Origin of the sequence: Collimonas sp. OK307, assembly GCF_900113705.1 — a bacterium.
Lineage (GTDB): Bacteria > Pseudomonadota > Gammaproteobacteria > Burkholderiales > Burkholderiaceae_D > Collimonas.
In genome coordinates, this window is sequence record NZ_FOQI01000001.1 from 479,899 (window position 1) to 502,684 (window position 22,786).

Below are 22,786 nucleotides of genomic sequence, written 5' to 3' on the forward strand. Positions count from 1 at the left end.
ATCAACTCAGGCAGTTAGCCCGCCTTACCCACAGTCAGATGGCGCTGGGCTGCAGCCCTTCCCGCCCAGTCGTCCGGCACCACAAAACCCCTGGCAGTTTCCAGACCGTAGTCGCCTTCTGGCCGTAAGGTGGCCAGCAATACCGGCGCAGCATCACCGGCAAAATGTTCCGACAACGCCAGCCGTGCGTCCTCCGCACTGAGCGTACGCTCAAGCGATGTTTTTGCCGGCGCCAGCCAGCGCTGGCGAGGTAATATCTGATACGTGGCTGACGGCTCCAGCGGCAAGGCTGACAGGCTGCACCAATAGCCACGACAAGCATTGGCGGATACACCCAGCACCGCGGGCAGGCGTAAATGCGCATCGGGATAAAACAACCAGCCTTTTATCAACGCCTGAGCTGAGGTAACCGGTTCGTTAAGATGGATCTGGGCCGCAGGATGTTGCGATAGAACCAGCTGGCGCTGTAAAATCTTTTGCATTTTCGCGCCCAGCGAGTCTGCCAGGTTCGGACCGAGAAAATCGTCCGGCTGCAAACTCCTGCCACTGGTTTCCAGCAAATAAAACTTGGTCGCGAACTCCCAATGGACCAGGCCGCCATTAAGCTGCAACAAGAAATCGAATTCGCCTATGGTGTCGTTCTTGCTGGCCCGGACTTGCACGCTATGCGCCACCAGTATTTGCCTTTGTTCAAAGTAGAACGCCAGCAATTTTTCTGCGTATAGTCCCAGACGGGTCGATGGCAGACTGCCTATGTAGCGATGCAATGCCTGCAGCTTTTCCGGAATCTGCTCCAGCTCGGTGAGCCATGTGGCCAGGTCGGGATCCGCGTAGCTGGCGATCTTGCCTTGCCATTGCGCGGCCTGCGGATCAAGCAAATCTGGCGCATCCAGCAACCAGGCCAATGCCCGGACATGCGGATCGAACAGGTGATTCCAGCGCCGGTGAAACTGTTCCTGGCAAGCGCCGAAATGCGCTGCGGAAAAATCACTCATCGACGTTGGCATAGGTACTCATGGCCAGGCACAAATCGCTCCAGACTTTACCTTTGTCGGCCAGCTGACGCAGCAGATAAGCCGGATGGTAAGTCACCACCAAAGGACGGCCGGCATAACGATGCACGGTACCGCGCAGTTTCGAGACCGGTGTCGCCGGATCGAGTCCGAGCAAGGACAAGGCTGCAGTCTTGCCCAAGGCAACCAGAATGGTCGGCTGGATCAGTTCGATCTGACGTTGCAGATACGGCAGGCAAGCCGCCACCTCATCAGCTGCAGGCGCCCGGTCGCGGCCGGTGCCGTCGGTTGGCCGGCACTTGACGATATTGGCGATGTAAGCATTTTCACCGCGCTTCAAGCCCATCGCCAGCAGGATGTTATCGAGCAATTTACCCGCCGGGCCGACGAACGGCTCGCCCTGGATATCCTCGTTGCGTCCCGGGCCTTCGCCGATAAACAGCCATTTGGCCTTGTTGTCGCCGACGCCGAACACGGTGTTTTTACGCCCATGGCAAAGCCCGCAAGCAGTGCATCCGGCTACGGCTTTTTGCAATTGCTGCCAATCCATGGCAGCTGGTGAAATCGTGGTGGCTACGGTCGCTATGGTCGTTACAGATGACGCCACTGGCGCATCGTCATCACCCCAGGCCGAAGCAGCAACGCTGTTCAGCGGCACCACCGGCACGGTGAGCGCCCGGACTACCACTTCAGCTTCAACCTGCGACTCTGCAACAGGCATTTCAACTGCCGACGCGAGCGCCTGTTGTGGCGCTGCCTCTACCTGCCCTTCTACCTCGATCTGCTCTGCATCGGGTAAACCGCCGTCGCGCCGCAGCCATAGCGGACCGAGGCCGATCTCGTCGAGAAAAACGCTGCGCCTGCTCACCTCGCTCATAAGGCCAACCTCATCACAATGGCTTCTTCGCGCTTGTCGCCAGCCGCCGGATAATAGTCCCGACGCCGGCCGATTTCGACAAAACCATAGCGCTGATAGATAACAATCGCGCGCGTATTCGAAGGCCGCACTTCCAGCAATATCGATTGCATCTTTTGCTGATGCGCCAGGAGGCAGACTTTATCCAGCAGCATCTTGCCGATGCCGCGTCCATGCATATCCCCATGCACGCTGATATTCAGCAGATGCGCCTCATCCAGCGCCTGCATCACGAAAAAATAACCCAACAGAGTCTGGCCGGCATCTCGCAATACCCAGCACTGATATCCACTCTGGATCGAATCGATAAAATTGCCGCGGGTCCAGGGATGGGAATACACACTCTTTTCGATCGACACCACTTCATCCAGGTCTTCGATACGCATGGCGGCAAATGACAGCGGCCGCAACAAATTGGGCGCTGACTGTACATTCGCACTCATGGATTCACCTTGGCGGCGCGCTCGGCAGTGGTAAGAGCTACCTTGTTACGCAAATACAAAGGTTGCGCTTCCACCGCGCTTAAACCCAGCCCCTGAGCCAGCGCAACGCTGCCCAGCTGAGCGATCTGGCGTGCGTTCGGCATCACGGCCGGCAAGCCGCCGGCAGCGAATGACGTCGGCGCAAATGCCTCTGCATATGCGGCCAGGCCATTGCCGCAGGCTTGCAGCACGCCGTTTTCTGTGACCAGGGGCGATACCTGCTCCGGAGCAGATAAAGTCGGCTCGACGATCACCTGCCAGAGCTTATCGGCAAACCGGTATTGCGCCCAATAGACCTCGCCCATGCGCGCATCCAGTATCGCCAGCACTTCACCGGCGCCGCTGTGGTCACGGCAAGCTTGCGCCATGGCGGCCAGCGTCACCACTGGCAACACAGGCAAATCGGCGCCGAATGCCAGCCCTTGCACGATGCCGCAGGCAGTGCGCACGCCGGTGAAGGAGCCTGGGCCAACGCCGAAAGCCAGCGCATCGCATTGCGCCAGGCTGATGCCAGCCTCGGCCAGCAAGCTTTGCACCATTGGGAGAATGGCAAGAGAATGGGTTTGGACGCCCGCCGATTCGCGGGTGATCACCTGGCCGTCGCGCAATAAGGCGGCGGAAGCCAGTTCGGTAGATGTTTCGATGGCAAGAATGGTCTGCATAGGCCGTATTTTACCGCGCCGGACGCTGCTTCGGCTGCACTCTGCCTGATTGGCACAGGTCAAATCAGCGCTAAATAATGACAAACGCAGTGCAGACGCGGCACAAACGCCCCAAGATCCCCAAAACCACGGGTATTCCAGCAGAATTTTGCGCTCTCGCTGTAAAATATCGCCAATGCTGATCCTGACTCTCAACAACGACAACCACCAAGAACTTGCCGCTACCCTGTCCAACGATGGCTGGGTGGTTGCTTGCCTTTGCGCGGCCTGGTGCGGCAGCTGCCGGGAGTATTTCGCGAACTTCACGGCGCTGGCGCAACGCCACCCGCAAGCGCAGTTCACCTGGATCGATATAGAGGACCAGGCCGACCTGATCGGCGACCTTGACGTCGACAATTTTCCGACCCTGCTGATACAGCGCGGTGACGTCGTGGCTTTCCTGGCGCCGGTAGAAATGGATTTGCACCTGGCCGAAAGAATCCTGCTGGCGCAAATGGAAAAAAGCGCGGCGGAGCTGCAGGCCGAAGCTCAGAGCACCCCGGAGCGCCGGCAGTGGCAGCAGGAAGGCAATTTGTTGCGGCGGCTGACCGGCGTCTAATTTACGCGTGGGCGCAGGTGACCGCCCTACGTGGATAGCCGGTTAAGATGCCAGCCATGGATCGCAATCGGGATGCGGAAATTGCGCCATCATGAAGTCGACGAAACTACGTACCTTGGCCGACAACAACCGTCGGCTCGGATACACCAGGTGCACCGCCACCTTGTTGATCTGATAGTCCGGCAGCACCCGCACCACGCGCCCTGCCACCATATCGTCGCCGAGCGTATAGGAACTGCGCATGGCGATCCCCATCCCCGCCAACAGGCAGTGCCGCAGCAGGTCGGTATTGTTCGACATCACTTTGCTGGTGATAGGAATCACCGAGGTACCTTGCGGCGACTGGAAAGTCCAGTGATGGCGTACATGCTCCAGGGAGAAATTGAGGCAGGAATGCTGCGCAAGGTCCTCTGGCGCCTGAGGCACGCCATGTTCCGCAATGTAGCCTGGCGAAGCGCATAACAGTACCTCCGCAATGCCCAGTTGACGCGCCACCATGCTGGCGTCGAATTTCTGGCTGACCGAAAAAATACCGACGTCAAAACCCTCTTCGATCAGATCGACGGTACGATCCGACAGCGTCACATCCAGCTGGACATCGGGATACTGTTTGGAATAAAGAGGCAGCAAGCGCGCCAGCTGGGTCTGGCCGAAGCCGATCTGCGAATAGATGTGCAGCGTGCCCGCCGGATTGGCCGACAGCACCGAGGCCGCGGCTTCCGCCTCGTCGATTTCATCCAGGATCTGCCGTACACGCTCCAGGTAGGCCTGGCCCGGCTCGGTCAAGGCCATGCGGCGCGTCGACCGGTGCAGCAGGCGGATCCCCAGGTGGTTTTCCAGATCGGCGACCAGGCGCGTCACCACCGCATTCGACATATCCAGCACCTGGGCCGCAGCAACAAAACTACCCTGCTCGACCACCTTCGCAAAAACCCGCATTGACTGCAAGCGATCCATATTCTTCGTCCTATCTTATACGCTTCACTTGCTCAACAAAGCTATCAACGCAACCACCAGGGCCAGCACGCCGACGCCGAGCGCAAGCCCGCACAGGAGATTGGCGCGCCGCAGTTTGGCGTCGACCCGTTGGGTTTCCTGCTCCAGCAATGGCAACGCGGTTTCCAACTGTTCGGCGAGCGCCTTGATGTCGCCGACATTCTGCAGCGATGCAACCTGCAGCTCGCTCACCTGTTGTTGCAAAATCTGAATCTGGCTCTCTTCCGTATTTCCTTTGCGACGGGTAAACACCGGCACCGCGACCGAAATAATATCGCTCACATACGGAAGCACCGCCTTTGTTACCGAAAGCCAAGCCGACATGTACTTCCCTCCAATTTATTCGCTGACACTTCAAACTTAGTTGAAACCCTTGTCAGGCTTACTGAAATATCTGTGCATCCGCAGCACTTGTATCGCCTGGCCGCAGCAGGCGGCCGGCGGCGATCGTGATGGTCTGGCGGCATTGCATGGCAATCGAGGTGTCGTGCGTCACCAGAACCAAGGTTGAACCTCGCTCCTGGTTCAAGTCGAACATCAGTTGAATCACGGCATCGCCGGTAGCGGCATCGAGGCTGCCGGTAGGTTCGTCGGCAAACAAGAGCGGCGGTTCGGTCACGAATGCGCGAGCCAATGCGACCCGCTGCTGTTCGCCGCCGGATAAATATTTCGGATAATGTTGCAAACGTGTCGCCAGGCCAACCCGTTCCAGCTTGGCTTGCGCTTTTTCCCTGGCGTCTTTATCGCCCCGCAGTTCTAGCGGTAACATGACGTTCTCCAGCGCGCTCAAATGGCTCAGCAGCTGGAAGGACTGGAATACGAAGCCGAGCTTGTCTTTACGCAAACCTGCCCGCCCGTCTTCATCCAGGGCAAAAATATCGCTGCCGTCAATATGCACGGTGCCGGAGGAAGGTGTATCCAGCCCCGCCAGCAAGCCCAGCAAGGTCGACTTGCCAGACCCCGAGGCGCCGACAATTGCCAGCGTGGTACCGCCCTGGACGTTAAAGTTGATATCATCGAGGATCAGCAGCTCGCCGCTGGCGTCGGCAACGCGTTTGGTCAAACGTTGCACGTCGATGGCCGGGGCTTTGGAAATTACCGTTGCAGAATTAACAGAAGAGGATTGTTGCATGCAGATTATCGACTCCGGAATGGGGACAGGTTTTCAGACTTTGATCGGAGGCTTGCGTAGCAAAGTCATTCGCAGCTTGCGGCTGGCGACCTTATTGTTTGGCCTGATCGGTCTAGTATGGGCGAACAATGCCTATTCTGCATCAAAATCGATACTCGTGTTAGGCGATAGTCTTTCGGCCGAGTACGGACTGGCACGCGGCAGCGGCTGGGTTGCCCTGTTGCAGCAGCGCCTGAAGGCGGAAAAATTCGACACCGCCATCACCAATGCCAGCATCAGCGGCGAAACCAGCAGCGGCGGCAAGACGCGTTTGCCGGCACTCCTGCAGCAGCGGCCGGATATCGTCATCATCGAGCTGGGCGCCAATGACGCCTTGCGCGGTTTGCAACTGAGCGCAACCGAAAGCAACCTGCGGGCGATGATCGGCGCTGCGCAACAGGCCAAGTCAAAAGTCCTGCTGGTGGGCATGCGGATTCCACCGAATTACGGCAGAGACTACACCGAGAAATTCTTTTCACTGTATGCGACTGTGGCAAAACAAACCAAGGTGCCGCTGGTGCCGTTCCTGCTCGACGGCATCGCCGACAAACCGGAGTTGTTTCAGGCAGATCGAATTCACCCTGTTGCCCAGGCGCATCCGGTGATGCTAAACAACGTCTGGTCGGGATTAAAGCCACTGCTCGCGAAATAGCGTTGGACCACGCCAGACTAGCAAGGGCTGAGCTCCCAGTTACTTTTGCTGCACGAAATTTGACCGTCATCCCAAAAATTGACTGTCCCGACGGCGTTCCGGAAAACGCCGCTTGCCGCTCAGGTCAACGGCAATCGCCGATCGCCTTATCCGAGACAAGCGCCAAGCGTGTTGCTGCCCGAGACTTTACACTCCACTACAAGCCGGGCAGCATCGCCCTGCTAAACAACGGCCACACCTTCCAGGCTAATGCTCAAACTTGACCTGACATGAGGTGCCAAGTCAAATCCAGATCGACCCGTCATACGATTGGCCGCAACCGGCCAATCGTTGTCAATCGACAGTTGCGCCGGCAAATAATAGTAATATCTGAATTTTCCTGAAGAGTCTGCTCTCATCCTTATCGAAAAATGGAACAGAAATCTGAATTGCCAGACGTTCAAATGGTGCAAATTCCTTCTGGCGTCATTGCATTGCGAGACGACAGGATCAGCCGTACATGGAGCGTTGAGCTCCAACGTTTTGCAATCGGTCGCTATCCTGTAACTCAGGCAGAATATGCCGCGCTGACTGGGCGACAGCCATTGTCGCCAGCCACAACACAATGCCCGGTTGAAAACGTCTCGTGGAATGATGCTGCCAAATTCTGTAATTTGCTTTCAAAGGTGGCGGGTCTTTCAGAGTGTTACGACATGCATGACGACGGCACGGGCGCCACTCCCGTCCCACATAGCAGCGGTTATCGTCTGCCCACCGAAGCAGAATGGGAATATGCATGCCGTGCGGGAAGCAATGGTCCGAGATATGGCAATCTTGATGACATCGCCTGGTATCGGGAAAACTCCGAGGGTCGCACGCATGACGTCGGCCAAAAACAAGCAAACCAATGGGGAATTTACGACACGCTCGGCAATGTTTGGGAGTGGTGTTCGGATCAATACGATCCAGAGGTCTATGGTTCGTATCGTGTGTTTCGTGGCGGCGGCTGGTCTGATGCCGAAAGAGGCTGCCTTGCTACGAATCGTCGCCGTAGTCATCCGACATTTGCAATAGATGATCTTGGATTTCGGGTGGCCAGATTACTTGACACCTGTCGCGAGTGATCCAGCTGACATCTGGCTTTCCGCCCCGTCGAGCGGCCGCCTCGGGTTGAATTGAGCCTGTCGCGACCGGCTCAAAACGGCCACCTGCGGTCATTGGCTCGTCGCTGAAATCAGTGAAATGAAGGCCTGCTTTATCTCAGTCAGTTGACGTTCAGGCCTTTATCGTCCGTCGGCCTTGGCGTTGGAAGTCAGCCTCGCTAATCAAGAGACTTGTCAGGTCAAGCTCGATCTGTTGAGAAAAGCGGAGAGACGTCTCACCCCTTCGTCCAATCGCTCGTGACTGCTGGCAAAGCACCACCGTAAATAGCCCTCTCCTTCAGGGCCAAAAGCGATACCCGGAGCCAAGCCCAGTCCGGCCTCGCTAACGAGTCTTTTGCAAAACTGAAGGCTGTCGTCAACACCATCAATTTTGAGGAATGAATACATGGCGCCTGCTGGCACTGGGGCATTTTGCACCCTTGGTATACGAGACAATCCGGATGCTAGGTGATCACGCGCATTTCTCAGCCTATCCACAGTGCGTTTCACGGATTCCTCCCCATTGACCATCGCATATTCCGCCGCATGCTGGACGAATGCTGGCGCACAAGACGTGTTGTACTCAATCAAATTTCCTATATCACCAAGCAACGTAGTGGGGGCAACAATCCAGCCGATTCGCCACCCTGTCATGAGCCATGTCTTTGAGAAAGAATTGCAGCTAACAACCCTTTCCCGTGGATCCGCCATGTCCATAAATGATGGCGCGCACGCTCCATCAAAGTAGTAGCGTTCGTAGACGTCATCGGAAATGATCCAGATGCCGTGCTTGCGGCAATGGGCAAGCACGACGCGCTGATCGTCTGCCGACATCGACCAACCCGTAGGGTTGTTTGGCGAATTGATCATCAGTACCTTTGTGCCGGGCGTGAGTGCGTCCAGCAGCTTATCCAGATCGAGATGCCAGCCACGACTGTCAAATCCGAGACTGACCGTTGTCACTTGAGCGCCAAGGATCTTCGGTATCTCCACCAGGTTGGGCCATAACGGTGTTACCGCCACCACTCGATCCCCATGACCTACCAAAGCCTGCACCGCTAACATCAGAGCAGACATCCCCGAACTGGTGACTGCAATGTTGTTGATCGTGCGTTGCTTGTGAAAAGTGCTTACATAGTCGGCAATGCGTTCCCGCAAGCTGGGCAAGCCCAGTGTTTGAACATAAAAAGTATCTCCAGCATGAAGACTTTCGATCGCGACGGATCTGACCTCTTTCAGCGTCGGTTCATCAGGTTCGCCAAACCAAAATGCAAGCACATTGTTGTTACCCATCCCCGCATTGGCCACTTCGCGAATTTTTGATGCGCGCAAACTTCGTACTGCGGCGCGCGCATGTGCATCTATAGCGATGTTTGTAGTGTAATCACTCATATAGCGGCACCTTCGTAGTCAGCGATTGCATTCTTGGCGCCACGGGTCAGCCAAGCAACATCAGAATGCAAAGAGATCAATGAAAATCCGCGATCCCGATACTGTGCGGCTTCTTCGGCGCTTGCGGCGAAAATGCCTGCAGCTTTGCCCGCTTGCTTGCAGACGGTCAAGATATGCTCAACTGCCTCCAGAACCTCCGGATGATTCGATTGCCCGAGATGGCCGAGACTGGCAGATAGATCGGCTGGGCCGATAAAGAGACAATCCGTGCCAGTCAGCGCGGCGATTCCTTCAACATTGCGAAGACCCTTGGCCGTTTCGATCTGCAGGACAGCACATGCTTCCTGGTTCGCGTTGCTGGTGTATTCCGGATCAAGCCCATATCGCGCCGCTCTTACCAAACCAGCAATTCCACGCAAGCCACCATTACCGTTGTGTGGAAATCGTGTCGAGGCAATGGCTGCTGTCGCCTCTTCCACTGTTTCGATGGTCGGGAAAAAGATGGTTTGCGCTCCGCAATCCATGGCGCGCTTGACCAGAACAGGATCATTGGCCTGTACCCGCACAGCAGCATTAACGTTTGCCCCGTTGGCGCGCGCGGCGTCGACCGCACGTAGTTGCGCTGTGATGTCGCTTATGTCGTTTGGCGCATGTTCTGCATCAATCAACAGCCAGTCAAAACCACAGTGAGAAATAGCCTCGGCTACCGCAGGACTGGCCAGCGTTAACCAGCAACCAACAGACGCCTTGCGGGCGTGAAGACTTTGTTTTATCCAATTTTGTCGCATCGTATAGCTCCGTTATTGTTTGGCTTAGCTAGCCAATGCACAAATTGTATCTAGATTGGATGGAAAAAATTTGCTATATTCATTGCTGCAGTTCAGGTATCTACGCAATAAATATTTCGCCTATTTTTGAAATGCGCAATGATTACATCAAAAGTGAATTTGGATCGAACCGACAGGAAGATCCTTGAAGCGTTGCAGGAAGACGCGCGTCTTTCCAGTGCAGATCTGGCTGAGCGCGTATCGCTCACTCCTTCGCCATGCTGGCGTAGGGTAAAGCGACTGGAAGAGGAGGGGGTGATTCGCGGATATCACGCGAGATTGGACTCGGAAAAGCTCGGCTATCAAGTAACTGCATTCGTTCATATCTCCCTGGATAAAAAAGATACGGAACACCTGCAGGCTTTCGAACGGGCCGTTCTAGCAATACCCCAAGTGCTCGCCTGTCATCGCATATCAGGCCGCTACGACCATCAATTAATGGTCGTAGCCGAAGATCTCGCCGCGTTCGGGGCATTTGCCGAGGCTCACATCAACGGCTTGCCGAGCGTGAAAGAAGTCTACACGTCATTTGTTTTGCGTGAGGTCAAGGCTCCGGTAAATCCGCCCATGCCTATTGGTTGAGGTAGGTGCGAGGTGTTTGTTGTCAAATTAGTCACTGTGTGGGCTTGCACAACAGCCGGGTGAGCTTGACGTACGATTTTTTCCGTTTCGTGAGTTGACCCCTGTTATGGCCGACAAGCCGAAGATCACGAAGAGCAGGGGGAGAGACAACTCCACCTCAGATAGCTGCCCTTCACGGAGTCGAAGATCGAATGGCTCTTCAGGGTCGAGGCTGTGTTAAAACGCAAAATCATTTCTCAGGTGAGCGCGTCCGTCTTCGATCCAATTTAGAAACGAACCCGCACGTAAGACATTAGCACGGAGCACGGCGACAAAAAAAGATGTTTAACGGCTGCGACAGGCCTGTTCAATTAGCCGGAACAGTATCTCGTAGAGATGCAAAAAGGCCCTCAGGCCCTCATTGCTGCAATCAACCGCTGAGTGCCCAGTATTGCCATGATCCGCTTCAGATTGTAAGCCAGTACGTGCAAGCTCATTTCAGTACTCACCCGTGGGAGTGACCTGGTCAGGAAGTGAGTTGCACCCATCCATGCCTTGAGTGTGCCAAATGGATGCTCGACGGTCTGCCTGCGTAAGCGGGCAGGATTGGGCCAGACATTTAAGCGCCGCTGCATTCGCTCAAGTACATCCTCGTGTTCCCAACGGGCGATACGCCGATTGGTGCCGGTAGTACATTGCGCCTTGATTGGGCATGCCGGGCAGGCAGACGACCAATATTTATGCCACCGCAACCCGTGTTCGATTGTTGTGAAACGCCAGATAGCTCGTTGTCCGGCCGGACACTGGTACTCGTCGCTTTGCGCCAGATAAATGAAATCCGTTTTATCGAAGAGGCCTTGTGCCCGGTTGCCCGAAGTCAGAGGTTTCGGTACCAGCGGCGTCACGCCAAGCTTCTCGCATGCGAGAATTTCCGCTCCGCTGAAATAACCGCGGTCCGCGACCACAGTCAAATCTTGCTTTCCGATTGCGTTTTGCGCTTGTGCCGCCATCGACGCCAGCTGCGTTCGGTCATGCCCGACATTGGTCACCTCATGCGACACGATCAGATGGTTTCTGGTATCGACCGCCGTCTGGACGTTGTAGCCCACCATGCCTGTGCCACGGCCACTCGTGGCCATGGATCTGGCATCCGGATCTGTCAGAGATATTTGCTTATCTGGCGTCTGCTGCAGCTGCTTGTTGATCTCGTTGAATCCTTCGATCTGCTTCTTGATGGAGGCAATTTTTTCCTTCAGATGCGAGACTCTGGCCTCAGGCACTAACTCCGGCTGACGGTCGGCACGGTCAAGCTCTTCGAGGTAACGTGCAATGTTGGCTTCGAGTTGCTCGATTCGTGCCTGAAGCTTCCTGTCAGTAAAGTTCTTATCGCGATTGTTGACCGCTTTGAACTTGCTGCCATCGATGGCGATATCGGTATTGGCAAACAGATCGAGATTGCGGCACATCAGAACAAATTGACGACAGACCTTGCTGATCGCTGGACCGTTGTTCTTGCGGAAGTCGGCAATGGTCTTGAAGTCCGGCGTCAGGCGAGTCGTCAACCACATGACCTCGATGTTGCGTTGTGCTTCGCGTTCCAGGCGCCGGCTTGACTGGACACGGTTGAGATAACCGTAGATATAAATCTTCAGCAGCACGCTGGGATGATAAGACGGCCGTCCGGTCTGAGCTGGCTTCGCGCCGCCAAAGCCAAGCGATCCAAGATCAAGCGAATCGACAAAGACATCGATGACTCGGACTGGGTTATCTTCACTGACGTAATCCTCGAGCTGCTCTGGTAGCAGATTGCTTTGCGTGCGATCCGTTCCCTGGACAAAGCGTTTCATCGAAGCCTCGGTCAAATATGCAATATCGATTTGACGCTTGTATCGAGAAATAGTTTACTAACCGGATGCGTTTTCACACAGCCTCGGTCGTTTCCGGACAAAGACTCACACAAAAAATGTCCGGCCAAGTCTAATCTATTACACATAAATATAGAAAAAGCCCATTCAACTTGCATTGAATGGGCTTTTTTTTCAATCCGGCTTAATCAAATCACTTTAGTCAAATCAGTCTTACTTACCGTCGCCATCAACCGGCGTAACCGCCACAGGCTTCAAGATCTTGACCTTGGCTTTCTCTTTCAGCACATCCACATAAGCCAGCATTTCCTGCTTCGCCAGGACGCCGGTGATTTGCTGCTGCTCGGCGACGCGACGCGCCTGATCCTGGGTTGCCGGCTGACCGACCTTGGCTATGCGATACAGCACATAACCCTGCTGCGGCAGTGTCACGCCGACATAGGCTGGCAATTTAGTGGTACCGGCCTTCATTACCGCCTCGAATGCCAACGGATCGACACCTTGGTTCTTGGCGCGCGATACAGTTTGCGCTGCACCAAAACCACTAGCATTGTCTTGCGCCTTCAAAGCTGCCAGCTTTTCTTCGCCGGCCTTCTTGGCTAGTGCGGCTTCTTCGGTGCGGGTAACCTTGTCGCGGATGATCGCCTGGACTTCTTCAAACGAACGTTTCGTGACTGGCTTGTATTCAACTACATGGCCGGCGATAAACGTATTCGGCGCAACTTCGACCGCTTCGGTATTGTGCTTGTTCTTCAGCGATTCGTCTGAATACAGCGCAGTCAGGAATTTTTGATTGTTGTATGGAACGGTAGCTGCAACGGCTGGATTCGGCTGGCGGCCCAGATTCGCTGCCGATTGAATTTGCAGATGCAGCTTGTCAGCGACTGCCTTCAGGCTATCACCCTGCTCATATACCGTATTGCTGAAGGCCTCAGCCATTTCAGTGAATTTGCGCGCCGCCAGTTGTTTCTTGATTTCCGCGCCGATATCCGCCTTGACCTCTTCCAGCGGCTTGACCTGAGCCACCTTGATGCCGGTCAGTTCGATAATGTGGTAACCGAAATCGGATTGCACCAGACCGCTGATCTCGCCCTGCTTCAGCTTGCTGGCGGCATCGTCGAACGGCTTGACCATCATGCCGCTACCGAAATAACCGAGATCGCCGCCCATTTCAGCGGATGCAGTATCTTGCGAGTTAGCCTTGGCTATCTTGGCAAAATCAGCAGGATTCTTGCGCACTTCTGCCAGCAAGCCCTCAGCCTTGGCTTTGGCCGCAGCCTGCTCGGCCGCCGGTGCATCCTTCTTTACCGAAATCAGGATATGGCTGGCGCGGCGTTCTTCCGGCGTTGTGTAACGGCTCAGGTTCTGATCGTAATAGGATTTGATGTCGGCATCGCTGACCGTCACTTGCGCGGCAATCGCGGCACTGTCGAGCAGCACATAGTCTGCCTTGATTTGCTCTGGAATCTCGAATTCCTTGGCGTTCTTGGTGTAATAGTCCTGCAGCATGGCGTCAGTGACTTTCACCTGCGCGGCATAGTCGGCAGTCTTGAACAGCAATTCCTGCACGTCACGTTCCTGATCGTTGATATCAGACAAGCGCGTGGCGACGGTTTTAGGTGTAAATGCAGTAGCTTGCACCGCGCCATTCAATTGCTGCATAGCCATGTCCTGACGCAGACGGGCCTCGTACATGGTCGGCGCCATGCCTTGTGCCGCCAGCAAAGACTTGTATCGTTCGTTATCGAACTTGCCATCAGCGCCCTGCAATGCCGGCACAGAGAGAATCGCTTGTTGCAAGCTTTGATCGGAGACGGACAGGTGCTCACTGTTGACGGTCGCGGCCAACACACGTTGCGAGATCAGGTTATCCAGTACGCCTTGCTTGGCTTCGGGTGTTTCCAGCATCTTCGGGTCGAAGCGATCGCCGAACGCCTGGCGCATGCTATCCATTTGCTGGCGCAGGGCAGCGTCCAGATCCTGCTGGCTGATCGGCTGGCCGGCGACTTTCGCCACCGTGTTGGCGCCATCGCCAAAACTGCTATAACTCTGCAGCCCGACTAAAGCAAACGAAGGGATGATCAACAGCAGCAACAGGAATTGCATCAAGCGCTGGTGGGTACGGACAAATTCAAACATGGTCGGCCAATCGAGATCAAGTAAGGCTGCAATACAAACCAGATGGACATAAGAAAAAAGGCGAACTCTCGTTCGCCTTTTTCGTATTTTGGCGGAGTGGACGGGACTCGAACCCGCGACCCCCGGCGTGACAGGCCGGTATTCTAACCAGCTGAACTACCACTCCTAAAACTACTCACAAATCTAAGCTGACTTCAAAAAACCTACGGTTTCATGAACCCATTTAAAATTCGTTTTTTCTGCCTGACTGTTGTTGGTGGGTGCTGAGAGGCTCGAACTCCCGACCTACGCCTTGTAAGGGCGCCGCTCTACCAACTGAGCTAAGCACCCTCGTTGCCGGATTTACCTGGATCAACAAAAACCACCCGAATAAAACACGACAGATTAGCCAGTCAAACATTTGGCGTTTGTCACCACGCCAAAAGACGCTAGTTTACAGCATCTTTCAACGCTTTGCCAGGCTTAAATTTAGGAACTTTCGCTGCCTTGATTTTAATTGCCTCTCCGGTACGTGGATTACGACCGGTACGCGCTGCACGTTTGCTCACCGAGAACGTGCCAAAACCAACCAGTGTCACGGAGCCGCTCTTCTTCAAAGTGGTTTTAACTGCGGCGACCACAGCGTCCAATGCGCGTGCCGACGCGGCCTTGGAGATATCTGCCGACTTGGCGATGTGATCGATTAATTCGGTTTTATTCACTTAGATCCCCTCACATGGATTGAAATTCGAGATGGTGGATGTTCCAGCATTTTTTCGGAAAATCATCGCAGACGGAGTGCGAAAAAAAATCTGCAAGGACATATTAAACAAGCCGCAAAGCCTTGTGTCAAGCGGTTTGCGGGCGATATGGCGGGGTTTAACCTGATTTCACAAACTTGATATATTCGATATTAAATTCAACATTAAATGCACGCGCATATAAAAAAAGCGCTCTTGCGAGCGCTTTTTTAAACAACCAAAATTAAGCCTGTGGATTCAACAGCTTAAGCGGACAACCTGCCAGCTTAGTGTCAACTTAATGCTTGACTACACTGGGATCGGCCTTCTCGCTACTCTTGGCGACCGTCGCATCCAGTATGGCTTCCTCTTCTGTCAACGGCACCGGCTGCCGCTCCAGAGCGACCTCCAATACCTTGTCGATCCAGCGCACCGGTACGATTTCCAGCTTGTTCTTGACGTTGTCCGGAATCTCGGCCAGGTCCTTCACATTCTGCTCTGGAATCAATACCGTCTTGATGCCGCCGCGATGTGCCGCCAACAGCTTCTCTTTCAAGCCGCCGATCGGCAAGACTTCGCCGCGCAACGTGATTTCGCCAGTCATGGCGACATCGGCACGCACCGGAATCCCGGTAAAGATCGAGACCAGGGCGGTAGTCATTCCGACACCGGCCGACGGACCGTCTTTTGGTGTCGCGCCCTCGGGCACGTGGATATGGATATCGCTCTTTTCGAACGCCTCACCCTTGATGCCCAGCTTCGCGGCGCGGCTGCGCATGACAGTGCGTGCTGCCTCGATCGATTCCTTCATCACATCGCCCAAGGTGCCGGTACGAATGATTGCACCCTTACCTGGCATTTTGACAGCTTCGATGGTCAGCAATTCGCCGCCCACTTCAGTCCACGCCAGACCGACCACCTGGCCGATTTGATTTTCCTTTTCGGCCACACCGTAGTCGAAGCGCCGCACACCGAGGAATTTATCGATGTTCTTGGAAGTGACCGCCACTTTCTTCTCTTGCTTCTTCAACAGCAGCAACTTCACTACCTTGCGGCAGATTTTCGAGATTTCCCGCTCAAGCGAACGCACCCCGGCTTCACGCGTGTAGTAACGAATGATGTCGCGAATTGCACCTTCAGCAAGGCTGATTTCCTCGACCTTCAAACCATTGTTCTTGATTTGTTTAGGCAGCAGGTAACGCAGCGCGATATTGGTCTTCTCGTCTTCGGTGTAGCCGGACAAACGAATCACTTCCATCCGGTCCAGCAACGCTGGTGGAATGTTGAAAGAATTCGAAGTCGCCACGAACATCACATCCGACAAATCGAAATCGACTTCGATGTAATGATCCGAGAACGTGTGGTTTTGCTCAGGATCAAGCACTTCCAGCAAGGCCGATGACGGATCGCCACGGAAATCCATGCCTAGCTTGTCGATCTCATCCAGCAGGAACAGCGGATTGCGCACCCCGACCTTGGACAGGCTCTGCAAAATCTTGCCTGGCATGGAGCCGATGTAGGTACGGCGATGACCGCGGATCTCAGCTTCGTCGCGCACGCCACCCAAGGCCATCCGCACGAATTTACGGTTGGTGGCACGGGCGATCGATTGACCCAGCGAGGTTTTACCCACGCCCGGAGGACCGACGAAACACAGGATCGGCGCTTTCAGTTTGTCGACGCGCTGTTGCACGGCAAGATATTCCAGGATGCGTTCTTTAACCTTATCAAGGCCGTAGTGATCGCCTTCCAGGACTTTTTCCGCATTACCCAGTTCATTGTTGACCTTGGATTTTTTCTTCCACGGCAAAGCGACCAGCGTATCGATGTAGTTACGCACCACCGTCGCTTCGGCCGACATCGGCGACATCAGTTTCAGCTTCTTCAGTTCGCTTTGCGCCTTTTCCAGCGCTTCCTTAGGCATCTTGGCGGACAGGATCTTCTTTTCCAGCTCTTCCAGATCCGCGCCTTCTTCGCCTTCACCCAATTCTTTCTGGATCGCCTTGACCTGCTCGTTCAGATAGTATTCGCGCTGCGATTTTTCCATCTGGCGTTTGACGCGGCCGCGGATGCGTTTTTCAACTTGCAGGATATCCAGCTCGCCTTCGAGCTGACCCAGCAGGTGCTCGTAACGCTTGGCGATATTGAAAATCTCCAGGATTACCTGCTTTTGCTCAAGTTTCAGCGGCAAGTGCGCGGCAATGGTATCGGCCAGGCGGCCGGCATCATCGATGCCGGACAGCGAAGTCAGGATCTCCGGCGGGATTTTCTTGTTCAGTTTGACGTACTGGTCGAATTGCTGAACGATGGCGCGACGCATCGCTTCCACCTCAGCCTCATCGCCCAACTCGGATTCAACCGGTGTCAGATCGGCGACAAAATGCGTGTCGAGTTCGCTGATGTGATGAATACGGGCACGTTGCGCCCCTTCCACCAGCACTTTGACCGTGCCATCAGGCAATTTCAACATTTGCAAGATGTTGGCAACGCAGCCGATTTCATAAATATCGTCCGGCGACGGTTCATCCTTGGCTGCGGCTTTCTGAGCCGCGAGCATGATGCTCTTGCCCTGCTCCATCGCGGCTTCAAGAGCCTTGATCGATTTCGGGCGGCCGACGAACAGTGGAATCACCATATGCGGGAATACCACGACATCCCGTAAAGGCAACAGAGGTAACTGAGTTTGTTCAGTAAATGTAGAAGTCGTCATGGTGAGCCCTATCAAAAAAACTTATTAATGATGTTGGCACGAGTGGCCGAAACACAAGCCCCGGTTTCAACAATAAATCACCACTTCTATTGGTAATGCGCTTGCGATGCATTTGCGATGGCCAATAAAAAAGCCACACGCGAAGTTAACTTCGGGTGGCTTTGCGATTGAAGCCAAATCGTATATTTTGCTAAATTGTACTACTTTTAGGTCAAAAACCTGCTTAAACCCCTGCTTTTTACATGGTTTTACAAATTTGCCTGAATTTGGCGGCCAGGCGTCCCCGACTAGGCGTCCTCGTCATCCCCACGCATGCGGGAATGACGAATTTTTAAGAAGACTTATTATTTCGCGCCGGATACCTTAGGCTGATCATGGTAAATCAACAATGGTTTAGCACCGTTGTTGACGGTATTTTCATCAACCACGACCTTGGCGACATTTTGCTGGCTTGGCAAGTCGTACATTACGTCGAGCAATACATGCTCCAGGATCGAACGCAAGCCACGGGCGCCGGTTTTACGCGCCAACGCTCGTTTGGCGATGGCTTGTAGCGCGGCAGGCCGGATTTCCAGCTCAGCGCCTTCCATTTGCAGCAATTTCGAGTATTGCTTGACCAGCGCGTTCTTCGGCGCGATCAGGATCTCGATCAGCGCTTCTTCATTCAACTCGGCCAGCGTTGCAATCACCGGCAAACGGCCGACCAGCTCCGGAATCAAACCGAAACGCGTCAAATCCTCTGGCTCGGCATCCAGCAACACTTCGCTGGAGGTGCGCTGGCTCTGGCTCTTCACATTCGCCGAAAAGCCGATCCCGCTCTTTTCCGAACGCTCGGAAATGATCTTGGCCAGGCCATCAAAAGCGCCGCCGCAAATGAACAGTATATTGGTGGTGTCGATTTGCACGAAATCCTGGTTAGGATGTTTGCGCCCGCCTTGTGGCGGCACCGAAGCCATGGTGCCTTCGATCAGCTTCAGCAAAGCCTGTTGCACGCCCTCACCCGATACATCGCGGGTAATCGACGGGTTATCGGACTTACGGGAAATCTTGTCGATTTCATCGATATAGACGATGCCTCGTTGCGCTTTCTCGACTTCATAATTGCAATTTTGCAGCAATTTCTGAATGATGTTTTCAACGTCTTCACCGACATAACCGGCTTCGGTCAAAGTAGTAGCGTCGGCGATCACGAACGGCACGTTCAACATGCGCGCCAACGTCTGCGCCAGCAAGGTTTTACCGGAGCCGGTTGGGCCGACCAGCAAAATATTGCTTTTTGCCAGTTCGATGTCGTCCTTCTTACCGAGATGCTTAAGGCGCTTGTAGTGGTTGTACACCGCCACCGACAAAATCCGCTTTGCAGGCTCCTGGCCGATCACGTATTGATCGAGCAGTTCGCAAATCTCTTGCGGTATCGGCAGCTCCGATTTTTGACCATCCAGCGTCTCGACGTTCGAGGCTTCATCGGTAATGATGTCATTACAGAGATCGATACATTCATCACAAATGAATACCGACGGCCCGGCGATGAGTTTTTTCACTTCATGCTGGCTTTTGCCGCAGAAGGAACAATAAAGCAGTTTTTCGCCGCTGGAAGATTTTTTATCAGACATAAAAGGCAGACTTTAATTAAAACTTTAGAGGGTGGGCCGCAGCATTGATTTGTTGCACGGATATCCAGTATTGAAATCCGGTATGGAATCACAGTAACGATTTTATATTACCCGCGAAATCCAAATCCGTCACGCCCGGGCGTTTTTTGAAAAGCAAAACGCCCGTACCTTTGGGGCCGGGCGCCTAGCATTCCATCAATTACTTAGCAATCAAGCGCGTGTCGCCAGGACTTTATCAATCAGGCCATATTCCACAGCTGCATCCGCAGACATGAAATTATCCCGATCCGTATCCTTGCTGATCTGCTCAATGGTCCTGCCGGTCTTGTCAGCCAGGATACCGTTCAGGCGCTCGCGCAAATACAGGATTTCGCGTGCCTGGATTTCGATATCCGAAGCCTGCCCTTGAGCGCCGCCCAACGGCTGGTGAATCATGATGCGCGAGTTAGGCAGCGAGAAACGCTTGCCCTTGGCGCCAGCCGCCAACAGGAATGCACCCATCGAAGCTGCCATACCGGTACACAAAGTCGAAACATCCGGCTTGATGAACTGCATGGTATCGAAAATCGCCATGCCGGCAGATACCGAACCGCCAGGAGAATTGATGTACAAGGAAATATCCTTGTCAGGATTTTCACTTTCCAGGAACAGCAATTGCGCCACGATCAGGTTGGCGGTCTGGTCGTTGACCGGACCCACCAGGAAAATCACGCGCTCACGCAGCAAACGCGAATAAATATCATAGGATCGCTCGCCGCGGCCACTCTGCTCAATCACGATAGGCACCATGCCAAGCATGTCAGTATCCAGTGCCGAATTACGATTAAAGCCTGTCATATTTTTCCTTATGGAGAGCGCTCAAAACTTAATCAATCCACCGAACAGGTCCAGACGTGATGTCTGAACCTGGAATTCAGCCGAAGTACAGCTAGGCTGCGGCTAAAGTGCGGCTCGATTAAGCCTGTTGCCCGTTGTTGCTCATCAATTCATCGAACGCGACCGCTTTTTCAGTCACTTTCGATTTGCCCAACACGTAGTTAACGACGTTTTCTTCCAAAACAAGGGCTTCGACCTCTGCCAGGCGGCGGCGATCGCTGAAATAATATTTCAGGACTTGTTGTGGGTCTTCGTAGCTTTGGGCGAAATCTTCAACCTGGGCCTTAACTTGTTCAGGAGTTGCCTGCAGTTTGTTTTCCTTGACCACTTCAGCCAGGATCAGACCCAGGCGAACGCGACGCTCAGCCTGGGCTGTGAACAGCTCTGGCGGGAACGGCATGTCGTTGACCTTCATGCCACGCTGCGCCATATCCTGGCGAGTCATTTCGACCAGACGCTCGACGTCTTGCTCGACCAGTGCTTTCGGGACATCCAGGTCGCTGACCTTGATCAGTGCATCCATGACGCTGTCTTTGTTCTTGGCCTTGACACGGGAACCGACTTCGCGCTCGAGGTTCAGCTTGATGTCAGCGCGCATTTTTGCCAGGTCGCCGTCTTCGATGCCCAGGGTTTTTGCAAACTCGGCATCAACTTCCGGGAGGTGCGCCCATTCCAGCTTCTTCAGCGTGATCGTGAATTCTGCAGTCTTGCCGGCTACATCCTTGCCGTGGTAATCCGCAGGGAAAGCCAGTTCGAAAGTCTTGGCTTCGCCGACTTTCAAACCGATAGTCGCGTTTTCGAACTCAGGCAACATGCGGCCTTCGCCCAGTACGTAAGCGTAATCGTCAGCTTTGCCGCCTTGGAATTCAACGCCGTCGATCTTGCCGACGAAGTCGACCGTCACGCGGTCGCCGTTCTTGGCTGTCAGATCGCTGCCGCCATCGCCGTGCGCGCCTTGCTCGCCCTTGACGTGATAGTGCACGCGTTGCTTGCGCAGGATATCGATGGTTTTATCGATTTCAGCGTCGCTGACTTCAGCCTTGGTCTTTTCGACTTCAACGCTGGTCAGATCACCGATCTTGACTTCAGGATAGATTTCGAAAGTAGCGTCGAATGCCAGCGTGCCTTCGGCTACGCCTTCGCTATTCTTTGGCTCGATCTTCGGGTAACCGGCAACGCGCAGGTTGTTTTCGTTGGCAGCGGTGTTGAAAGCATTGCCGACCTTGTCGTTCAGCACTTCGGTTTCGACCTGATAGCCATACTGTGCAGCGACCATCTTCATCGGCACTTTACCTGGGCGGAAGCCAGGCGCTTTTGCTGTGCGGGCGCGAACTTTCAGGCGCTTTTCGACTTCGGTTTGCACTTCGCTCAGAGCGATAGTGAGGGTAAGGCGGCGTTCAAGTTTATCCAGAGTTTCGACTGCAGTTGCCATGTGGATCGTCCAAAAATTAAAAATTCCGTGGTGCGGCTAAGGCAAATAGGGCGTAAAGCGATGAAATGTTATCATTTCAACCCCAACCCAGCCGCGCTAAAGTCCGATATTCTATACGTAAAACAGCCCGTTGCGCCAAAACGCATCACTCCTGAGCCGCAATAGCGCTATAAATAACACTATTAACAGCGCCATGAATGGCAATATATCGAGCCTGCCTATTTGAGCGGAATCGGATTGCTGGCCGGCACCGGCACCGCCGTGACGCTGTTTTGCGGGCTGCCGTCGACCAATTTATCCGAATAGGTCAGATACACTAGTGTATTACGCTTGGGATCAACCAACCGCACAATATGCAGGCGCTTGAACAGCACCGACATGCGTTCGGTAAACACGTCTTCCTGCAGCGGCAGCTTGGCGCCGAACTGGACTGTGGCGGCGACCTGGCGGCAGGCTATCGAAGCCTCGGCCCGGTCTTCGGCCAATCCTACCGTACCCTTGACGCCGCCGGTACGAGCCCGCGACACATAGCACGTAACCCCTTGCACCTTGGGATCGTCGTAAGCCTCAACCACTACCCGGTCATTGCGCCCGACCCAGCGAAACGCGGTGCTCACCTCGCCCACCTGCTCCGACGCCGCCTGTACCGAGCCCATCGTAATTGCTGCCAGCCCCAAACCCAAACCAAGCGATACGATCAACACCAGGGATTTTGTACGCATATTTATTCCAGGAAAGAAATTACGATTGATTGTATGCCGGAGAGCCCATTTGCCGCCGGCTATTGCAGGGGAAATTAGAACAAAAATTCGAGCGATTGCTCGAAGCACTCAAGGGGAAAAATTGCAGGCGTAAAAAAACCCTCATCAGAGGGTTCTTCCATATTCAGCTGGCCGCCAATAATCAATAACATTGGCAGAGCTGGTGCGACCGAGAGGACTCGAACCTCCACAAGATTGCTCTCGACAGGACCTAAACCTGTTGCGTCTACCAATTTCGCCACGGTCGCATTTCCATCAAATACAGTCCAATCCCGCTCAG

21 protein-coding genes and 3 tRNA genes are annotated in these 22,786 nt (G+C 54.3%); 4 read left to right on the top strand and 20 right to left on the bottom strand.

Annotation, left to right across the window (positions count from 1 at the left end; translation table 11 throughout):
* Positions 1-14 precede the first annotated feature (14 nt).
* From BM205_RS02115 to tsaB, 4 genes are read right to left on the bottom strand one after another with little or no spacing between them, the layout of a single operon-like run.
* A complete protein-coding gene (locus BM205_RS02115) occupies positions 15-995 on the bottom strand; it encodes a DUF1853 family protein (RefSeq protein ID WP_254783695.1) in 981 nt (326 codons plus the stop codon).
* Complete coding sequence (locus BM205_RS02120; RefSeq protein WP_092412045.1) at positions 988-1,890, bottom strand: uracil-DNA glycosylase; 903 nt, start codon at positions 1,888-1,890, stop codon at positions 988-990. The genes BM205_RS02115 and BM205_RS02120 overlap by 8 nt, the downstream gene beginning before the upstream one ends.
* The gene (gene rimI / locus BM205_RS02125) at positions 1,887-2,372 is read right to left on the bottom strand and encodes a ribosomal protein S18-alanine N-acetyltransferase (RefSeq protein ID WP_092412047.1); all 486 of its coding nucleotides are present in this window, start codon (positions 2,370-2,372) and stop codon (positions 1,887-1,889) included. Before rimI ends, BM205_RS02120 begins: the two co-directional genes overlap by 4 nt.
* A complete protein-coding gene (gene tsaB / locus BM205_RS02130) occupies positions 2,369-3,073 on the bottom strand; it encodes a tRNA (adenosine(37)-N6)-threonylcarbamoyltransferase complex dimerization subunit type 1 TsaB (RefSeq protein WP_092412049.1) in 705 nt (234 codons plus the stop codon). Before tsaB ends, rimI begins: the two co-directional genes overlap by 4 nt.
* 175 nt (positions 3,074-3,248) lie before the next feature.
* Between tsaB and BM205_RS02135 the strand changes: the two genes are divergently transcribed.
* Positions 3,249-3,671, top strand: a complete 423-nt coding sequence (locus BM205_RS02135) for a thioredoxin family protein (RefSeq protein WP_092412051.1) — start codon at positions 3,249-3,251, stop codon at positions 3,669-3,671.
* A 42-nt stretch (positions 3,672-3,713) separates the two neighbouring features.
* On the opposite strand, the gene BM205_RS02140 is transcribed toward BM205_RS02135, so the two are convergent.
* The 3 genes from BM205_RS02140 to BM205_RS02150 are packed head-to-tail and all read right to left on the bottom strand — an operon-like array spanning position 3,714 to position 5,799.
* The gene (locus tag BM205_RS02140; protein WP_092412053.1) at positions 3,714-4,628 is read right to left on the bottom strand and encodes a LysR family transcriptional regulator; all 915 of its coding nucleotides are present in this window, start codon (positions 4,626-4,628) and stop codon (positions 3,714-3,716) included.
* A 24-nt stretch (positions 4,629-4,652) separates the two neighbouring features.
* Positions 4,653-4,991 (bottom strand): hypothetical protein, encoded by a 339-nt coding sequence (locus BM205_RS02145; protein ID WP_092412055.1) that lies wholly within the window; start codon positions 4,989-4,991, stop codon positions 4,653-4,655.
* Between the two features lie 58 nt (positions 4,992-5,049).
* Positions 5,050-5,799, bottom strand: coding sequence for an ABC transporter ATP-binding protein (locus tag BM205_RS02150; protein WP_092412057.1), 750 nt, complete (start codon positions 5,797-5,799; stop codon positions 5,050-5,052).
* Between BM205_RS02150 and BM205_RS02155 the strand changes: the two genes are divergently transcribed.
* Both BM205_RS02155 and BM205_RS02160 read left to right on the top strand, forming a co-directional pair.
* Entirely contained in the window at positions 5,798-6,490 is a 693-nt protein-coding gene (locus BM205_RS02155) for an arylesterase (RefSeq protein WP_092412059.1), read from the top strand. The two genes, BM205_RS02150 and BM205_RS02155, sit on opposite strands and share 2 nt — an antisense overlap.
* Positions 6,491-6,900: 410 nt before the next feature.
* Entirely contained in the window at positions 6,901-7,593 is a 693-nt protein-coding gene (locus tag BM205_RS02160; RefSeq protein ID WP_092412061.1) for a formylglycine-generating enzyme family protein, read from the top strand.
* 213 nt (positions 7,594-7,806) lie between these two features.
* Here BM205_RS02160 and BM205_RS02165 read toward each other — a convergent pair whose 3' ends face one another.
* The gene (locus BM205_RS02165) at positions 7,807-9,003 is read right to left on the bottom strand and encodes a pyridoxal phosphate-dependent aminotransferase (protein WP_092412063.1); all 1,197 of its coding nucleotides are present in this window, start codon (positions 9,001-9,003) and stop codon (positions 7,807-7,809) included.
* Positions 9,000-9,791 carry an HpcH/HpaI aldolase family protein gene (locus BM205_RS02170; protein ID WP_092412065.1) on the bottom strand — a complete coding sequence of 264 codons (792 nt, stop codon included), beginning with the start codon at positions 9,789-9,791 and terminating at the stop codon, positions 9,000-9,002. The genes BM205_RS02165 and BM205_RS02170 overlap by 4 nt, the downstream gene beginning before the upstream one ends.
* Positions 9,792-9,929: 138 nt before the next feature.
* On the opposite strand from BM205_RS02170, the gene BM205_RS02175 reads away from it, so the two are divergent.
* On the top strand, positions 9,930-10,412 hold the full coding sequence (locus tag BM205_RS02175) for an Lrp/AsnC family transcriptional regulator (protein ID WP_092412067.1): 483 nt from the start codon (positions 9,930-9,932) through the stop codon (positions 10,410-10,412).
* A gap of 389 nt (positions 10,413-10,801) precedes the next feature.
* Here the strand turns inward: BM205_RS02175 and BM205_RS02180 are convergent, their stop codons facing one another.
* The 11 genes from BM205_RS02180 to BM205_RS02230 form a co-directional block, all read right to left on the bottom strand.
* Positions 10,802-12,238: an IS1182 family transposase gene (locus BM205_RS02180; protein ID WP_092412069.1), complete on the bottom strand. Its 1,437-nt coding sequence runs from the start codon at positions 12,236-12,238 to the stop codon at positions 10,802-10,804.
* Positions 12,239-12,469: 231 nt separating this feature from the next.
* Entirely contained in the window at positions 12,470-14,395 is a 1,926-nt protein-coding gene (locus tag BM205_RS02185; protein ID WP_092412071.1) for a SurA N-terminal domain-containing protein, read from the bottom strand.
* An 89-nt stretch (positions 14,396-14,484) separates the two neighbouring features.
* Positions 14,485-14,561 (bottom strand) — tRNA-Asp (locus BM205_RS02190).
* Positions 14,562-14,649: 88 nt separating this feature from the next.
* Positions 14,650-14,725, bottom strand: a tRNA-Val gene (locus tag BM205_RS02195).
* A 98-nt stretch (positions 14,726-14,823) separates the two neighbouring features.
* Positions 14,824-15,096 (bottom strand): HU family DNA-binding protein, encoded by a 273-nt coding sequence (locus tag BM205_RS02200; protein ID WP_092351641.1) that lies wholly within the window; start codon positions 15,094-15,096, stop codon positions 14,824-14,826.
* Positions 15,097-15,412: 316 nt separating this feature from the next.
* On the bottom strand, positions 15,413-17,824 hold the full coding sequence (lon, locus tag BM205_RS02205) for an endopeptidase La (RefSeq protein ID WP_092412073.1): 2,412 nt from the start codon (positions 17,822-17,824) through the stop codon (positions 15,413-15,415).
* Positions 17,825-18,168: 344 nt separating this feature from the next.
* Entirely contained in the window at positions 18,169-19,437 is a 1,269-nt protein-coding gene (gene clpX / locus BM205_RS02210; protein ID WP_092351637.1) for an ATP-dependent Clp protease ATP-binding subunit ClpX, read from the bottom strand.
* 210 nt (positions 19,438-19,647) lie between these two features.
* Positions 19,648-20,274, bottom strand: a complete 627-nt coding sequence (gene clpP, locus BM205_RS02215; RefSeq protein WP_092412075.1) for an ATP-dependent Clp endopeptidase proteolytic subunit ClpP — start codon at positions 20,272-20,274, stop codon at positions 19,648-19,650.
* Between the two features lie 118 nt (positions 20,275-20,392).
* Complete coding sequence (tig, locus tag BM205_RS02220; RefSeq protein WP_092412077.1) at positions 20,393-21,745, bottom strand: trigger factor; 1,353 nt, start codon at positions 21,743-21,745, stop codon at positions 20,393-20,395.
* Positions 21,746-21,963: 218 nt separating this feature from the next.
* Positions 21,964-22,467, bottom strand: coding sequence for a CreA family protein (locus BM205_RS02225; protein WP_092412079.1), 504 nt, complete (start codon positions 22,465-22,467; stop codon positions 21,964-21,966).
* A gap of 200 nt (positions 22,468-22,667) precedes the next feature.
* Positions 22,668-22,754, bottom strand: a tRNA-Leu gene (locus BM205_RS02230).
* Between the last annotated feature and the right edge of the window lie 32 nt (positions 22,755-22,786).

Bases quoted from the DNA above. Each gene is read 5' to 3' on its own strand.
- BM205_RS02145 (WP_092412055.1), bottom strand. From the start codon at position 4,991: ATGTCGGCTTGGCTTTCGGTAACAAAGGCGGTGCTTCCGTATGTGAGC.
- BM205_RS02155 (WP_092412059.1), top strand. From the start codon at position 5,798: ATGCAGATTATCGACTCCGGAATGGGGACAGGTTTTCAGACTTTGATC.
- BM205_RS02115 (WP_254783695.1), bottom strand. From the start codon at position 995: ATGAGTGATTTTTCCGCAGCGCATTTCGGCGCTTGCCAGGAACAGTTT.
- BM205_RS02135 (WP_092412051.1), top strand. From the start codon at position 3,249: ATGCTGATCCTGACTCTCAACAACGACAACCACCAAGAACTTGCCGCT.
- BM205_RS02180 (WP_092412069.1), bottom strand. From the start codon at position 12,238: ATGAAACGCTTTGTCCAGGGAACGGATCGCACGCAAAGCAATCTGCTA.
- clpX (WP_092351637.1), bottom strand. From the start codon at position 19,437: ATGTCTGATAAAAAATCTTCCAGCGGCGAAAAACTGCTTTATTGTTCC.
- BM205_RS02140 (WP_092412053.1), bottom strand. From the start codon at position 4,628: ATGGATCGCTTGCAGTCAATGCGGGTTTTTGCGAAGGTGGTCGAGCAG.
- BM205_RS02120 (WP_092412045.1), bottom strand. From the start codon at position 1,890: ATGAGCGAGGTGAGCAGGCGCAGCGTTTTTCTCGACGAGATCGGCCTC.
- BM205_RS02165 (WP_092412063.1), bottom strand. From the start codon at position 9,003: ATGAGTGATTACACTACAAACATCGCTATAGATGCACATGCGCGCGCC.
- BM205_RS02175 (WP_092412067.1), top strand. From the start codon at position 9,930: ATGATTACATCAAAAGTGAATTTGGATCGAACCGACAGGAAGATCCTT.
- clpP (WP_092412075.1), bottom strand. From the start codon at position 20,274: ATGACAGGCTTTAATCGTAATTCGGCACTGGATACTGACATGCTTGGC.
- BM205_RS02170 (WP_092412065.1), bottom strand. From the start codon at position 9,791: ATGCGACAAAATTGGATAAAACAAAGTCTTCACGCCCGCAAGGCGTCT.
- rimI (WP_092412047.1), bottom strand. From the start codon at position 2,372: ATGAGTGCGAATGTACAGTCAGCGCCCAATTTGTTGCGGCCGCTGTCA.
- lon (WP_092412073.1), bottom strand. From the start codon at position 17,824: ATGACGACTTCTACATTTACTGAACAAACTCAGTTACCTCTGTTGCCT.
- tig (WP_092412077.1), bottom strand. From the start codon at position 21,745: ATGGCAACTGCAGTCGAAACTCTGGATAAACTTGAACGCCGCCTTACC.
- BM205_RS02150 (WP_092412057.1), bottom strand. From the start codon at position 5,799: ATGCAACAATCCTCTTCTGTTAATTCTGCAACGGTAATTTCCAAAGCC.
- BM205_RS02160 (WP_092412061.1), top strand. From the start codon at position 6,901: ATGGAACAGAAATCTGAATTGCCAGACGTTCAAATGGTGCAAATTCCT.
- BM205_RS02225 (WP_092412079.1), bottom strand. From the start codon at position 22,467: ATGCGTACAAAATCCCTGGTGTTGATCGTATCGCTTGGTTTGGGTTTG.
- tsaB (WP_092412049.1), bottom strand. From the start codon at position 3,073: ATGCAGACCATTCTTGCCATCGAAACATCTACCGAACTGGCTTCCGCC.
- BM205_RS02185 (WP_092412071.1), bottom strand. From the start codon at position 14,395: ATGTTTGAATTTGTCCGTACCCACCAGCGCTTGATGCAATTCCTGTTG.